This is a genomic window from Roseibium sp. SCP15 (genome assembly GCF_040329435.1).
Taxonomy (GTDB): Bacteria; Pseudomonadota; Alphaproteobacteria; order Rhizobiales; family Stappiaceae; genus Roseibium.
The window spans coordinates 197,469-212,370 of record NZ_JBDZYI010000001.1 but is presented as its reverse complement, the minus strand read 5'-3'; the positions used below and the strand labels follow the sequence as shown (position 1 = coordinate 212,370).

14 protein-coding genes are annotated in these 14,902 nt (G+C 56.9%); 3 read left to right on the top strand and 11 right to left on the bottom strand.

The genetic code is table 11. From position 1 onward, the window contains the following. Positions 1–208 precede the first annotated feature (208 nt). On the top strand, positions 209–1,288 hold the full coding sequence (locus tag ABLO27_RS01000; RefSeq protein WP_353029920.1) for a DUF2336 domain-containing protein: 1,080 nt from the start codon (positions 209–211) through the stop codon (positions 1,286–1,288). 24 nt (positions 1,289–1,312) lie between these two features. On the opposite strand, the gene ABLO27_RS00995 is transcribed toward ABLO27_RS01000, so the two are convergent. From ABLO27_RS00995 to ABLO27_RS00950, 10 genes are all read right to left on the bottom strand, one after another. Beyond that, complete coding sequence (locus ABLO27_RS00995; RefSeq protein WP_353029919.1) at positions 1,313–2,554, bottom strand: bifunctional alpha/beta hydrolase/OsmC family protein; 1,242 nt, start codon at positions 2,552–2,554, stop codon at positions 1,313–1,315. A 205-nt stretch (positions 2,555–2,759) separates the two neighbouring features. Then, positions 2,760–3,245: a cytochrome c-type biogenesis protein gene (locus tag ABLO27_RS00990; RefSeq protein ID WP_353029918.1), complete on the bottom strand. Its 486-nt coding sequence runs from the start codon at positions 3,243–3,245 to the stop codon at positions 2,760–2,762. Positions 3,246–3,248: 3 nt separating this feature from the next. Next, on the bottom strand, positions 3,249–5,240 hold the full coding sequence (locus ABLO27_RS00985; protein ID WP_353029917.1) for a heme lyase CcmF/NrfE family subunit: 1,992 nt from the start codon (positions 5,238–5,240) through the stop codon (positions 3,249–3,251). A 36-nt stretch (positions 5,241–5,276) separates the two neighbouring features. Continuing rightward, entirely contained in the window at positions 5,277–5,726 is a 450-nt protein-coding gene (gene ccmE, locus ABLO27_RS00980) for a cytochrome c maturation protein CcmE (protein ID WP_353029916.1), read from the bottom strand. 62 nt (positions 5,727–5,788) lie between these two features. Then, positions 5,789–6,922, bottom strand: coding sequence for a c-type cytochrome biogenesis protein CcmI (ccmI, locus tag ABLO27_RS00975; protein WP_353029915.1), 1,134 nt, complete (start codon positions 6,920–6,922; stop codon positions 5,789–5,791). A 128-nt stretch (positions 6,923–7,050) separates the two neighbouring features. Beyond that, positions 7,051–8,526, bottom strand: a complete 1,476-nt coding sequence (locus tag ABLO27_RS00970; RefSeq protein WP_353029914.1) for a hypothetical protein — start codon at positions 8,524–8,526, stop codon at positions 7,051–7,053. A 118-nt stretch (positions 8,527–8,644) separates the two neighbouring features. Continuing rightward, a complete protein-coding gene (locus ABLO27_RS00965; protein ID WP_353029913.1) occupies positions 8,645–9,082 on the bottom strand; it encodes an RT0821/Lpp0805 family surface protein in 438 nt (145 codons plus the stop codon). Positions 9,083–9,248: 166 nt separating this feature from the next. Next, positions 9,249–10,670 (bottom strand): ATP-binding protein, encoded by a 1,422-nt coding sequence (locus tag ABLO27_RS00960; RefSeq protein WP_353029912.1) that lies wholly within the window; start codon positions 10,668–10,670, stop codon positions 9,249–9,251. After that, positions 10,660–11,328: a response regulator transcription factor gene (locus ABLO27_RS00955; protein ID WP_353029911.1), complete on the bottom strand. Its 669-nt coding sequence runs from the start codon at positions 11,326–11,328 to the stop codon at positions 10,660–10,662. Before ABLO27_RS00955 ends, ABLO27_RS00960 begins: the two co-directional genes overlap by 11 nt. A gap of 80 nt (positions 11,329–11,408) precedes the next feature. Next, the gene (locus ABLO27_RS00950; RefSeq protein WP_353029910.1) at positions 11,409–11,663 is read right to left on the bottom strand and encodes a PepSY domain-containing protein; all 255 of its coding nucleotides are present in this window, start codon (positions 11,661–11,663) and stop codon (positions 11,409–11,411) included. A 169-nt stretch (positions 11,664–11,832) separates the two neighbouring features. Between ABLO27_RS00950 and ABLO27_RS00945 the strand changes: the two genes are divergently transcribed. Beyond that, positions 11,833–12,567, top strand: coding sequence for a DUF1194 domain-containing protein (locus tag ABLO27_RS00945; protein ID WP_353029909.1), 735 nt, complete (start codon positions 11,833–11,835; stop codon positions 12,565–12,567). A gap of 13 nt (positions 12,568–12,580) precedes the next feature. Here the strand turns inward: ABLO27_RS00945 and ABLO27_RS00940 are convergent, their stop codons facing one another. Continuing rightward, positions 12,581–13,759, bottom strand: coding sequence for a phytanoyl-CoA dioxygenase family protein (locus tag ABLO27_RS00940; protein WP_353029908.1), 1,179 nt, complete (start codon positions 13,757–13,759; stop codon positions 12,581–12,583). Between the two features lie 85 nt (positions 13,760–13,844). On the opposite strand from ABLO27_RS00940, the gene ABLO27_RS00935 reads away from it, so the two are divergent. Beyond that, positions 13,845–14,867, top strand: a complete 1,023-nt coding sequence (locus ABLO27_RS00935) for a LacI family DNA-binding transcriptional regulator (protein ID WP_353029907.1) — start codon at positions 13,845–13,847, stop codon at positions 14,865–14,867. Positions 14,868–14,902: the final 35 nt, after the last annotated feature.

Below are 14,902 nucleotides of genomic sequence, written 5' to 3'. Positions count from 1 at the left end.
TTGTCTGGGTTAATTGCACTTACTTATTGCGTTGCAACAAATACCTCCAATTGATCGGTGCTCAAGGGCAAGAGAACAAAATAAATTTCGACTAAGATTGTCAGTATTACGGATAAAAATCATATTGTACTGAATTTTTGACTGGGTTTTATCCACTTGTAAACTGTCTATGGGGTAGTCATGACGTTAGAAAAACGGATGGCCCTAGATGATCGACGACCTTCTTAGTCTTGCCAAAGATAGCACCCCGGAAAAACGCCACCAGCTGGTTGAGCATGTAACCGAGCTTTTCGTAACCGGGGCAGACAGTTATCAGACAGAAGAAATCACTCTGTTCAATACCGTTCTGGAGAGCATGCTCCCCACGATGGAACCGGAGCAGAAAAAGGAAGTTTCTGAACAACTCGCACCGATTGACAGTACTTCACACAAGGTTGCCTCTGCCCTCGCTCGCGAGGAAATCGACATCGCGCGCCCCATGCTGACCTCATCCAACGCGCTGAAGAGTGAAGACATACTGCAGTTGGCAAAGACCATGGGTCAGGGTCACCTGCTTGCGATCTCCAAGCGCGAAAACCTGGAAGCGAAGGTCACCGATGTTCTGCTGGAGCGCGGGGAAAGCCCGGTCAAGCGGTCGGTTGCAGCTAACTCGGGTGCTGAGTTTTCTGACTGGGGCTCCAGACTGCTTATCAAGCTCGCAGAGCGCGACGACAAGATCCGCGATGCCCTGATGGAACGCTCGGATATCACCGAGGACGAATATGAAAAACTGATCAACCAGATGCCTGAACAGCAACAGGCCAAGGTTCGTCAGATGCGTGCGGACAACGAAGAGCTTGTTCGCGACCTCTTCCACGAAGCCAGTAAGGTGGTGGCAAGCTCCAAACTTGAACGGAAAGCAACGCGCATCAACGCAAAAGCCACCTTGAAGGAAATCCGAGCCGGACAACGTTCGCTCAGCAAGGCCATCACGAAGCTGTCGCTGTCGAACAATCTGTTCGACATCTGCTTCCTGCTCGCCGAGATGGCCGGTCTGGAGCAAAAGTATGTAACCAACGTTATGGTCCGCTACGACGCGACCGGAATTTCTGTGCTCTGCCGTGCGATGGGCGTTGAGAACAACGACTACGCGTCGCTTTGCCGGGCGCGTGCAATGCATAACAAGCAGCCGCAGTCGACGGTCGAAAACTGGATCGAGAACTACAAGTCCCTGTCGGACAAGGACGCACGGCGTCTGCTGTCATTCATGAAGATCCGGCTCAGCACGCTTCAGTCGCAGGCGGCGTAACCGCCTGCGTAACTTCAGCTGGAACTAGTCCTCAATCGGCACTTCGCGTGTCACCACCGCAGCACCTGCTTCCAGGGTTTTGTGTACCGGGCACTTGTCGGCGATTTCCAGCATCCGCGAACGCGTTGAAGCGTCCAGGTCACCGTCTATCGTTATCAGGCGTTCGAACCTGTCGATCCTGCCACCTTTGGCTTTTTGATCTTCCGAGCAATCCTCGCAGTCCGAGGCATGCACCTTGCCGTGAAGGACCTGAGTGCCAATGCGCTCGACCGGCAATCCCTTGCGGTCAGCATACATGCGCAGCGTCATGACCGTGCAGGTGCCAAGGGCCGCAGAGAGAAAGCCGTAAGGTGACGGCCCGCTGTCCAGTCCGCCATAATCTGTCGGTTCGTCCGCGATGAGCCTGTGCTGACCGCTGACGACGATTGACTGGAACTTACCCTGCCCTGTTTCCACCACTTCGACACCGTCCTTGGGCTCGGCCGCTTCCGCAGCAACGGGCTTGTCGAGATATCCGCTCACCCACCCTGTGATCACGCGTGCTGCATAGGCTGCATCTTCGCTTCGGCTTAGAAGGTGGTCGGCCTTATCGAGAGAAACGTAGCTCTTGGGATGTTTCGCAGCGATGAAGATGTTGCTGGCATTTTCAATTCCCACCGTTTCATCGAGCGGGGCATGCATGACCAAAAGCGCCTTGCCTAGTCTCGATACCTTGTCACGAACCGATTGCGCTTCCAGGTCGTCCAGGAATTCCTTGCGAATAGTGAAGGTGCGACCAGCCAGGTCAACCTCGCCGGCTCCCTGAGCTCGAATGTCCTCAACGGCTCCCTTGAAGTTATGGATGACGTGATCGGCATCCGAAGGGGCTCCTATGGTTACCACTGCACGGGCTTCGGGAATATCAGCTGCAACGGAAAGAATCGCCGCTCCGCCCAGCGAATGGCCGATCAGGATCTGCGGAGCTTCATAGTTCTTCCGCAGGAAATCGGCTGCCAGTTTCAGATCCTCGACATTCGAGGAAAACCCGGTTGAGGAAAAATCACCGCCGCTGCCGCCGAGTCCAGTGAAATCAAACCTTAGAACCGCGATACCATCAGCCGCCAATGTTCCGGCGATGTGCCGGGCAGCCGGGATGTCCTTGGAGCAGGTGAAGCAATGCGCAAACAGGGCAAATGCACGTACTTCGCCAGCAGGCAGGTCGAGACGCGCAGCCAGTTTGGCGCCATGGGCACCATCGAATTCCAGTTTCAGCGGACGGTTCACCATCTTCCAGCCCTCCAGTCATGCCACAGGCAATTACAAGTGGCTCGGGGTCAAATGCCCGAACCAGTTTGATAGTCTTGCCGTCTTTAGATCACTTGGCCAGAGGTAAGCATGAAGGCATGGCGTGCAAATCACGGCTTGGTGTGAAGGCCGTGATGCAGATTTGCGCTTACCGATTGGATTGCGTCAGCGCAAAGCGCTGACAGGGTTATTCCCGGTCCTCAAGCAGCGACTGGAGGCGGCGCTCTTCTTCCTCGGACAGTTTGGACTGACCCGGCATTGCAACCTGCTGGAGACGCTTTGTCCGGCTGCGAAGTGCAAGGATGATTGCCAGAAAACCCGCCAGAAGCGCGACCGGACCTGCAGCCCACAAGACGATGGTATGCCAGGCAAGCCGTGGCTTCAGCAGGACGAACTCTCCATACCGGTCGACCAGGTAATCAATCACCTGCCCGTCACTGTCACCGGCCACCAGGCGCTCTCGCACAAGCACCCGAAGGTCCTTTGCGAGGGGCGCATCACTGTCGTCAATCGACTGGTTCTGACACACCATGCAGCGAAGTTCTGCCGAAAGCGCCCTCGCCCGGGCTTCGAGCGCTGGATCGTCCAGAACCTCATCAGGTGTGACGGCGTTCGCAGGTGCAACAAGTACTGCAAAACATAGAACCAATGTGGTCAGTAGTGAGCGTATCATCTGTCACTCCGCAGGAGCTGCGGCCGGAACCGCCTTGCGTTTGGCTGCCGGTTTCGGAGCTCCGATCCGGAGCCTCCGATCCGCCATCGAGACTGCCGCGCCGAACGCCATTATGACGCTGCCGATCCAAATCAACGTGATCAGGGGCTTAAAGTAGACGCGGACATCGACCGCACCATCACCTCTGCTTTCGCCGAGAGACAGATAGAGCTGCGAGAACACGAAGGTGTGGATTCCAGCCTCGGTGGTCGGCATCTGACGCGCCGTATAGACACGTTTTGAAGGATCGAGTTCCGTGACATAGGCACCGTCCTTGCGGATGGTGAAATGACCAACTTCCTCGGTGTAGTTCGGTCCCCGACGGGGTGCAGCGCCATCGAATGTGACTTCGTATCCGGAAAGATCCACGGTGTCGCCCGGCCGCATTGTGACGATGCGCTCTTCCTGGAAGGCGGACGCCGTTACAATGCCTAGAACAGTCACGCCGATGCCGAAGTGAGCGATTGCCGTTCCCCAGGCTGAGCCCGGCAGACCATAGAGACGGGCAAATCCGCGTTTCGCACCGATTTCAAAGAACTTCACGCGCGTAACGATCTCTGCAACGGCACCTGCCATTACCCAGACGGAAAGTCCAACTCCCAAAGGCGCGAGTACCTTTTCCATGCCCCAGAGCCAGAATGTGAACAGGGTCATGAGCAGCGCCAGACCGAGCGCAGCGTAAAGCCGTTGCGTGGCCGCAAGCAGATCGCCTCTTTTCCAGGAGAGAATCGGCCCAAATGGAACAGCCATCAGCAGAGGGATCATCAACGGGCCAAAGGTCAGGTTGAAGAAGGGAGCACCCACAGAGATCTTCTCACCTGTCACGGCATCCAGAACCAGTGGATACAGCGTTCCCACGAAGACAGCAGCCGTGGCAGCCGTCAGGAACAGGTTGTTCAGAACCAGTCCGCCTTCACGGCTGATTGGTGCGAACAGACCACCTTGCTTCAGCATCGGTGCGCGCCAGGCATAGAGCGACAGAGAGCCACCAATGAAGATGCAAAGAAGAGCAAGAATGAACACACCACGTGCCGGGTCGGTCGCAAAGGCATGGACCGAAGTGAGCACTCCGGAGCGGACCAGGAACGTGCCGAGAAGCGACAGAGAGAATGTGAAGATCGCCAGCAGTACGGTCCAGACTTTCAGGGCCTCGCGCTTTTCCATGACAATCGCGGAATGGAGCAGCGCCGTACCTGCCAGCCAGGGCATGAAGCTGGCGTTTTCGACCGGGTCCCAGAACCACCAGCCACCCCAGCCGAGTTCGTAGTAGGCCCAGTAGGACCCCATGGCGATGCCAAGGGTCAGGAAACACCACGCGAGAAGTGTCCACGGACGCACCCACCGCGCCCAGGCAGCGTCCAGCCGGCCCAGAATGAGTGCGGCAACGGCAAAGGAAAACGTGATCGAGAACCCGACATAGCCGATGTAAAGCAGCGGTGGATGGATCGCCAGGCCGATATCCTGAAGGATCGGGTTGAGGTCAGCTCCTTCCAGCGGCGGGTTGACCACTCGCATGAACGGATTCGACGTTACCAGCAGGAACAGGAGAAAACCTGCCGACACCCAGGCCTGAACAGACAGGGTTGCCGCGCGCAGATCTGCAGGCAGATTTCCTCCGAACATGCCCACCAGCGCACCGAAGAACACCAGTATCAGGATCCACAGCATCATGGAGCCTTCATGGTTACCCCAGACACCGGTGAACTTGTAAAGAAGCGGTTTCGCGGAATGTGAGTTTTCCAGAACGTTCAGGACGGAAAAATCCGAGTTGAGATACGCAGCTGTCAAAACCACGAACGAGACCAGAACGAGCAGAAAGAGCATGATCGAAACTGGTGGAGCCACCGCCATAAGACGGTTGTCACCCGAAAGAGCACCCCAGAGAGGCAGCACTGATTGCACAAGCGTCAGGGCTAATGCCAGAACCAGCGCGTAATGTCCGAATTCGACTATCATTGGAGGTTCGCGTCCTGTTTCAATTGATCGACGCCGCTACTGGGCGTCACCCTCTCCGCCTTGCCAGTGGCCCTGTTCCTTCAGAGCTTCGGCAACTTCCTTGGGCACATAGTTCTCGTCGTGCTTGGCCAGCACGCTGTCGGCAACAAAGACGCCGTCCGAGCTAATGATCCCTTCAGTGACCACACCCTGACCTTCTCTGAAGAGGTCCGGCAGGATACCTTTATAGGTCACGGACACCGCATTCGCCATGTCGGTCACCCGGAAGCTCACCTCGGCATTGTCGGATCTGACGACGGAACCTTCTTCAACGAGCCCGCCAAGCCGTATGCGTTGGCCTGAGGGTATCGTGCTTTGCGTTATGTCCGTCGGGCTTTGGAAAAAGACGATTTGATCGTTCAGGGCAAACAGGATCAATCCAAGCGCCACTGCGAGTACCGCTCCTGCTGATCCAATGAGGGTCAACCTTCTTTGTTTGCGTGTCATTTTGTTCCGTCCGAAGTCTTCTTGTGGCTTCGTACGCAGTCAGTCCGCGTACGGTTTGCTATCTAAGACCCTGTTAACCCAAGCTGGTCAGCTGTGTCCTTGATCAGAGACAATTGCTCGGGTTTATCCGCATACGCTGCCTGCGCACTTTCCAGCGCGCTTTCAGCTTTCTGCTTCTCCCCCAGGACCATGTATGCGCGAATCAAGCGATTCCATTCCTCAGGTGTCCCTCCTTCGCTCCCGAGCCGCTCTGCCAGACCACTGACCATTCCTTTGATCATTGCCTGCCGGTCATCGGCATTCATTTCCTCGGCAGCCGCAATGTCCTGACTGGACGGCCCGCCAAGCGCAGCGATCAACGGGTTCGCACCCTGCAACTTCGCAAGGTGTTGCCGGGCCACTCCTACCCAGGCAGCAGTTTCATCTGCTCCCTCAAGCAGGTCTTCCCACGCCTTGATCGCAGCATCCTTGTCCCCCTCCTGGCCAAGGGCGATCGCGAGGAAAAATCTTGGTTTGACAGCTGAAGGTTCCATGGTGACAGCCCGCTCGAACGCTACGCGCGCGTCGGCCGATACCAGCCCCTGATTGGCCATCGTCATCGCCTCACCCATATCGGTCAGCCAGTCTGCCTGGGCACCGAGAAGGCGAATCGCGTTGGCGTAGGCCCGTGCGGAAGCTTCCGGTTGGCCGATTGTCAGATAGACCGGTGCAATCACCGCCCATCCCTGGCCATCTTCCGGATTTTCCGACAGATGACGCTCAACACGTGCAACAAGAACGTCGACGGACTGTTCTTCCGCCGGGGCATTAAGTCGGGCTGAAAGCGGCAGGTCAGGCTGATCTGGCGACCCTAGCGCGATGTAGATCCCCAGAGCCATGACCGGAAGCGCCAGCAAGGCCAACACCTGAGCCATTCTCAACCGCGCTCCTTGAGCACCGACTTCAGTTTTGCCGGTATTCTTTTCATGCGCGGCCAGAAGCCGGCGGGCGACCTCGGTCCTTGCAGCTTCGGCAGCTTCGGGTTCGATCAGTCCGCGATCCAGCTCGCTGTCGATTGCTTCCAGCTGTTCACGATAAACGCCTTCATCAGCATTTGCTGCAGAAGACTCAGGTGAACGTTTCGTTCGTGACAACGGAACGAGCACCGACAGGGCCGCTACCCCTGTCATTACGGCGATTAAGATCCAGAAAACCATGGCGGCACTATAGACAGTTCAATCGGGGCAATTGCAAGACTGTTACAGTGTGACCGGCAGTCGCGGAGTTCACATTGAGTTTGGTCAATAGCAATGTAAGTGACCATGCAACCTGGAAAAATCGGAACTTATCGACGCGCCAACGCGCTTGCGACAAGCTTTCGTTCGGCACTTGGTGCCGCGTCTTTTCCGTTATTCTTGGCCTTGGACACCGCTGATTGCCGGCTTCGGCGCAGTTGAGCGGCATATTCCGAGCCGAAGTAGATCTCTGAAAGCATGATGGCCGCATCCGCAGCCGCCAACTGAGCTTCCAGCTGTTGCCCACGCGCCTTGCCGAGGTCCGTGATCAGAGACCGTGTGACGATTTCAAGCGTTTGTTCCACTGCCTGCCGCGTTCGCTTGCCGACGTCATTAACTGCCAGCGTCTCCGATGCATTGCGCGACATGGTGACCACCCGGAGTATTCGAACCGCTTCGTCGATAGCCTCCTGGTCCGTCCGCAACACACCGTTCTTGTCGAACTTCGGCACCTGAAGCGCGCGCCGGATAGCGCCGTGCGCATTGTTCAGCTCCCGCGTCACTTCGCTGGAAATATGGCGTTTGGTTTCAGACAAACGCTTGTGCCATTTGCCGCTCAGCGACAGATCCATGTCCCGCTCAACGCCGCGCACCAGTGAATGATATTCGCCCAGCGCCTGGGAGAACGCGACCGGGTCCGGATTGTTGTTCCGGTGTTCCAGTGCGAGAATCTGAAGTCGTTCAGCTTCGCTCATCACAACATCGACAAAGGGAGCGAACGGTGAATTGGCTATGACCTTCGGGTCTTCGTCACCGGCCAACCGGCCTGCAAAGGTACACAGAGCAGACGGTGTGTCTGCGCGCTCGACGAGAGCGGCCGCGATCACTGGAATATGGTCGGGAAAGCGAGCTGAACACTTGTCGACCAAACGCAAAACATCCAGATCCTGTTTCAGCCGGTGTTCGTTGACACGATCCGGAATGTTCTGGAGAAAGGGCATCAGCCAGCGTTCGGCTGCAAAAATTTTCTGAATGTCGAGAAGTTCTGCAATGCCGCGCTCGCCACCTAGCTCGATGCCTATGCGGCGACGCTCCTTTTCCGAAATTTCGCTCTTGCGCAACGCTTCGCTGACCGCTTCAACGGACCGGGTTCTAAGGGCCTGAACAAGGGCATCCACTCGCTCACCGCTAACGGTGCTGTTGCCTGCCTGATCGAGAACCATCCGAACATCGCCGGGTATCACATCCCGGCCCAGCCAGGTCCACACCCGGTCAAGAACGGCCCTGTTGACACGCCCTTCCTGGCGGTTCGGCAAGGTTTCGTTGATAAGAAAGTCTTCCAGCGGTGAAAAGAACAACCTCTGGACCTGACCCCGCCTGTGCTCCCCTCCCGGTATGTCGAGAGTTCCGGACTGGGGCTTGCGCAGCAAGGTAACAGCGGCAGTCAGTATGAGGTTGAGGTGAGGATCCTTGTCTTTCTGCGCCTTTGCTTTTTCCAAATTGCGGACCAGAGCCTCAACCGCCTTTGGGCTGAGGCTGCTCAAATAGGTCTTCAATTTGGTTTCAAGCTGATCGGAATAGCTCATTCAGGGCGTCAACATCGCAATCCACATCCGTGCGATGATACCGCTACAAGGCTTAAGCAAGTGTTGAGAATAAACCTAGGGATTAAAACGCACGAATACCTCGAAATCCGGGCGTGACCTAGCCGATCACCTGCCAGCCGCCTCGATCGGTCTCACAAGCCGTCCCGCGCGCCTGCAAGGTTCGCCCCTGCAACACCATTTCGTGCGTAAATTCGCGGCAGCTCGTGTCGTTGACCGAGTAGACCGGGCCGGGCCGAACCTGACCGCTTCGGCCGGTGCGTTCGTTCTGCCAAGCGACGGAAACTCCAACGCCACGCGCTTTGAGCGCCCTGTTTTGAGCATCCTCGGCAGCCTTCCGGTCGGAAGGATCCAGCGCATTGCCAAATTCGTTGTTCACCAGAACGGAAATGGCTGTCGTTGCCTCAGAATCTGTCACGTTTGTGCCCGGATCACCGAAAAAAGTTCCCAAGGAGCCAGCTTCATTGGGACCGGACGTGAGAGAACAGCCGGACAAAACCGCGGCAAGAGCAAGACAGGTGGCGGTGCGCAAACGCATGCGTGAGGGCTCCCAAGGGCGTGAAAACCGGCCTGAGCCGGTAACAGAATCAGTGATATTTTCCATTTGTGGCCGAACTTGGCCACAGTCCAGACTTTTCACCTGTGATCTTCGTCACACTCATTCACAGTAGGTTCAATTACACGCACCTGTGTTTCAGATAAAGCTATTCACGCGTCAATGCAGGCAATGTCAGCTTTGCCTTCAGGCCTCCAAACTCGGACCCGTCGAGCTCGAACGAGCCGCCGTAAAGAGCTGCCAGATCGGCCACAATCGACAGGCCAAGGCCCGTTCCGGGGACCGTTTCATCCAGCCGCCGGCCTCGCTTGATCGCCTCTGCGCGCTGTTCAGGTGTGAGGCCTGGACCATCATCCTCAACGGTGATCACGAACATATCCCGGTTCGTTGCCGGATCATTCAATGGAGCGACATTCACCTCGACCCTGGTAGCCGCCCACTTACAGGCGTTGTCGATCAGGTTGCCGCTCATCTCCTCGAGATCCTGTCCCTCTCCTCTGAAGCGAATCGGCGCGCTCTGTTCAAAGTCCACCAGAACGCCCTTGTCCTGATAAATCTTGCCCATGGCCCGGATGAGCCGTGAAAGCACCGGTTCGGTTTCGCAGGAAACACCGATCACCCGGCGCTGCGCGGCCATTCGCGCCCTTTCCAGGTGGTGCTGGATCTGTGTCGACATCACCTCGGCCTGCTCCGACACTTTCTCGGCCAGCGGTCCACCGGATGATCTGGCTTCATTGGCGATGACCGAAAGGGGTGTCTTGAGCCCGTGTGCAAGATTGCCGACATGGGTACGGGCGCGCTCCACAATCTCTCTGTTGGACACGATCAAGGCGTTCAGTTCCACAGCAAGAGGGGCGATTTCCCTGGGCAAGGCTTCATCGATGCGCTCAGCCTCGCCTTGCCGAACAGCGGAGAGCGACGCACGCAATCTGGTCAGCGGCTTAAGGCCGATGCGAACCTGCAAAAAGATCGCCAGAATCAGACCGGCACCGACAATGCACAATGTAAGGGTCACAAGCCTTCCGAACTCGGAAACTTCCGCCCAGAACCCGGCTGTCGCTGCGCCAACAGCGATGACATAGGGCTCGTCACCCAGAAAAATTCGCTGTTGCAGAACTCTGATTTCATCGCCGGTCGGGCCCGTGCTGTATCCGGCTGAAACTTCCTCATCACCGATAGGCGGGGCGTTCAGCGGATCGCCGAGCAGCGATTCGGAGGAGTAAAGAATTTGCGGACTGTCTGCGCGGCGAACCGTCCAGTACCAACCCGAAAGCGGCAGCGAAAAGCGCGGATCACCACGATAGGTTGGCGCAGTGACGGTCTGTGTCGCCCTGCCCTCATTGGCACTCGTCTCCAGCATGCCGGAGATCAACGCCTTGATGTGCACCTCAAGCTGCGCGTCGAATGCACGTTCACTTGCTCTTTCGTATAGGCCCACCAGAAAGACACCAGCAAGGGCGAGCGCAATGGTCGACCAGACCGCCGCAACGATGACAAGGCGCGAAGCAAGCGATCTCTGAGGCTTGGCGGCGGGGTGCCCCGCTGCAGCTGGCTTGGCCTCACTCGTCACCAGCAGCTCCAAGCCGATAACCGAGACCCCGGATCGTTTCGATCATGTCCGAGCCGATCTTCTTGCGCAATCGGCCTACAAAAACCTCAACAGTGTTGGAATCCCTGTCGAAGTCCTGATCGTAGAGATGCTCCGTCAGTTCGGTTCTGGAAATCACCTTGCCCTGATGGTGGAGGAGATAGGACAAAAGCCGGTATTCGTGCGAGGTCAACTTGACCGGGCTGCCGTCAACAGTCACCCGGCCTGCACGCAGATCCAGGCGCACCGGACCGCAGGTCAGTTCATTTGATGCATGACCGGCAGCCCGCCTCACCAGTGCGCGCACGCGGGCCAGCACTTCTTCCATATGAAAAGGCTTGGCAACGTAATCGTCCGCACCGGCATCGATGCCCGCAACCTTGTCCGACCATCGATCACGTGCCGTCAGGATGAGAACAGGCATCGTGCGCCCGTCCCTGCGCCAGTTCTCCAGAACCGACAAACCATCAAGCGTGGGAAGACCAAGATCAAGAACGACGGCGTCATAGGGTTCCGTATCGCCGAGAAAGTGCCCGTCTTCTCCATCCGTCGCGCTGTCGACAACATAGCCAGCCTCTTCAAGGGCCGTTACCAGCTGTCGATTCAGGTCTGTATCGTCTTCAACAACAAGGATGCGCATGAATTTTGACTTCTTGTTTCATTGACTGAGAGTACCAGCGTCCAAAAGAAAGCCGGTTCGATAGGAGCCGGTTCTAGCAGTTACCGGTTGGCGGGAACTGTGACCGTCGTCACCTTGCCGCCTTTCAGAACCGACAGAACGTAGACATAGCCGCCGCCTTGCTGGCAAAGCTGAGCCTTGACGATCTCTCCTCCGGCACGTCCCGCGACCGACCCGAGGGACGCTGCTTTGCCGCTGGCCACGGCATCACGGGCCTGGGCTTGCGACAGGCAAGCGGCCTCGGCCGGCAATACGGCCAGGAACGTCAGGATCAAAAAGGCAAAAATCTGTTTCACGTGTCCGATTCCGGTTCTGCTCACGAATTAGTGCGCAAGGTGTAGTCAATTTCACCTGAACGCAAGCTGAACCAGTCGTTTAGGTTTACTTGCCGTGAGTTGATGCGAAGCCGTTTTTCCAGGCAGCTTGCGAAAAGACTTGATAAACTGCCGAAGGACTGGTGAGGCCATGGCTATGAAAGATCGTCCAGAGGAACGAGGAAACCAGACATCTGCTGCCTTTCGCTTCGCCGTGGCTGGTCTGGCGTCAATCTCCACGATCTGCCTCGGCGCAAGCCAGGCCTTTTCCTGCTCTCTTGCTCTTGTTCTGGCAATGGACGGATCTGCGAGTGTGGATGCGCGTGAACACCGGCTGCAATTGAATGGTTTGGCCGATGCTTTGAGCGATACCGATGTGGTTCAGGCGATCGAGGCAGTCGGTGGGATCTGGATCAACAGTTTCGAGTGGAGCGGGCGCTACCAGCAGCTTCAGCAGTTGAACTGGCAATTTCTGAACGACGGAGCAAGCGCCGCAACTGCCTCCGAAACGCTGAGAAAAACACCCAGAGGCTTCACTGAGTTTCCAACGGCCATCGGCTATGCGCTGGGATATGCTTCTGTGCAGATGAGGCAAGCACCGAGGCCGTGCGCGCGCAAAGTCATCGATGTGGCCGGAGATGGCATCAACAACGACGGTTTCGGACCCGAAAGTGCTTATAACGCCTTTGACTTCCAGGGCATTACCGTAAACGGTCTGGTCATAGCCGGACCGAACACCATCCCCGCGCGCTACTACGAGAGCTTTGTGATCAGGGGCCCGGGTGCCTTTGTCGAAATTGCCACTGACTACGACGACTACGCCCGGGCCATCAAACGCAAACTTCTTCGGGAAATCTACGGCAACGGTTATGCCGCGCTGAGATGACCTCCCAAGCTGCTCACGGTTTGCGTCTGCCCGCCTGCGCGGCCAGAGCTTGCGAGAATTCCTCGGCTGACATGTTTTCGCCCAGCGCCCTGAGGAGAAGCTGCTTCTGGGTCTCTGGTGCAAGACCTCTTTCCGGCGGGTCGTTGTCCAGATTGGTCGGGAAAGAGTAGCCTTCAGCGCAGGCCGAGACAGCCGCCTCTATTTCCGCAGCTCCCAGTTGGTTTGACGCTATCTTTTGCTGCAGCACCGGATAGAGCGCAAGGCTCATTGCCTGCCGATCTATCGCCTCCATTGCCCGGCCAAAGGCAGACGACACCTGCAGAAGATTTGCCATGCGCTGAATGTCCGCACTCGTGTTGGCACCAGCTGCATGAAACAGAGCAGGGTTGAAAAAAACCGCATCGCCCTTCTCCAGAGGCAGCTGCACGTAGGTTGTTTCGAAGAACTCCTTGAACTCATCAAGGCGGTAGGCCATGTAACCGGGCCGATACAGCTGTGAAAACGGAAGCAACTTCGTCGGGCCACTGATCAACGGCATATCGGTATGAGCGACCGCGCCCTGCAATGTCATCACGGCCGACAGATCGTGAACGTGGGCCGGATATCTGGCGCTGGTTTCTGCTGTTTGAAAACCGAGATGGTAATCCCTGTGGGCCTGCTGCGCCGCACCGCCAGGGCGAACCAGATTGATCTGCGCCGTCATCTGGTAATTCGGACCCAGCCATGCCTCGCAAACCGTGTTGATGGCCGTATTGGCAAAACAGTCTGCAAAGACATCCGGTGCTCTCAGGCAAAGTTTCTGGAGGGAGTTCCAGATCCTGTCATTGGCTCCTGCTGCAGCGAAGTGGTCAGCCCCCCCGCCTGAAGACGCTTTTTCTTCCTCGATGATCTGGTTGTAAATCTGCGTTGCAGCATCGAGCGGAGCTTTGTCCGAATAGGCGTTTTTCAGGACGAGCACACCGGACAAGTCCTTCAGCACCCTGGCCCACTCGGCCATCAAACGCCGGCGGCTCGCCTGCCCTTCCAGGACCGAAGCCATTCGGTCGATGCGATAGACTGGAATGTTGGCCTCGATCCCATGCGCCTGTGGAACGTCACCTTCCACGAGTTTGCGATCGACCAGCTTCTTGAAGTCTTCAATGTCGCAATGTGCCGTCTCAAAATAGCCGTCCAATTCAACCTGACGATCCATTTGTTCCTCCCAACGTCAAATTCGACTTCAAGAATACCAAAACCGGGCTTGCAGCTGATCTGAAAATCCATCAAGAATCCATCAAATGACTCACCGGTTCCCAGTCAAGGAAATAGCCCTGCAAGCAGGTTTGAGCACTGCAACGGTTGATCGTGTGCTGAACAATCGTGCGCATGTCAGCCCCCAAACCAGACGCCGCGTAGAGGATGCAATCGAAGAACTGACACGGCAGGAAAGCCAGCTTGCCGCGAAGGGAAGACGCATCTTCATCGACATCGTCGTGGAAGCGCCGACCCGTTTCACCAGAGAAATCCGGCACGCCGTCGATGATATCCTCGCCGACTTCCGACCTGCTGCAATCCGTCCGCGCTTTACCGTGGCTGAAACCATGAGCGAGGAAGACTGTGTTGCCATTCTTGAAAGGCTTCGAAAGCGCGGTTCGCAGGGTGTCTGCCTGAAAGCTCGCGACACACCTGAAACACGACGCGCGATTGCCGCGCTGACCGCGAAGAATATACCTGTCCTGACGGTCTTTACGGATATTCCCGGTTCTGACCGTCTTGCCTATGCCGGGTTGAACAACACTCATGCAGGTCAGACCGCTGCATACCTGATGGCAACATTCCTGCGGTCAGGTGACGAGGCTGTGCTCACAACGCTAAGTCAGCACGCTTTTCAGGGGGAAGAGGATCGTTTCCAGGCCTTCAAGTCCGAACTCTTACGTCACAAGCCAAACTTGAAACTCATCGACGCCAGCGGTGGCGGCGGGTTGAACCCGGCCACAGGCCATGAGGTCGGCGAAAACACTCGAACCGGCATGAAAATTGCCGGCGTTTACTCAATGGGTGGCGGAAACATGGCTGTCTTGAAAGCGCTGGAAGATGCCGGTCACAGTCCTTCCGTGTTCATCGCCCACGATCTTGACGAAGACAATCTGGACCTGCTGCGTGGCGACCGGCTGACCTTCGTCCTGCATCACGACCTGCGTGCCGACATGCGTTCCGCCTTTCGGCACATACTTGCATTTCACGGACTGGGGGATCCCCCTCTCACTTCGGAAAGTGACATCCAGATCGTCACTCCGATGAACATTCCAAAGCTGATCTGAAGAAGCAACAGACCGCAAAGGACGAAGACCGGGCG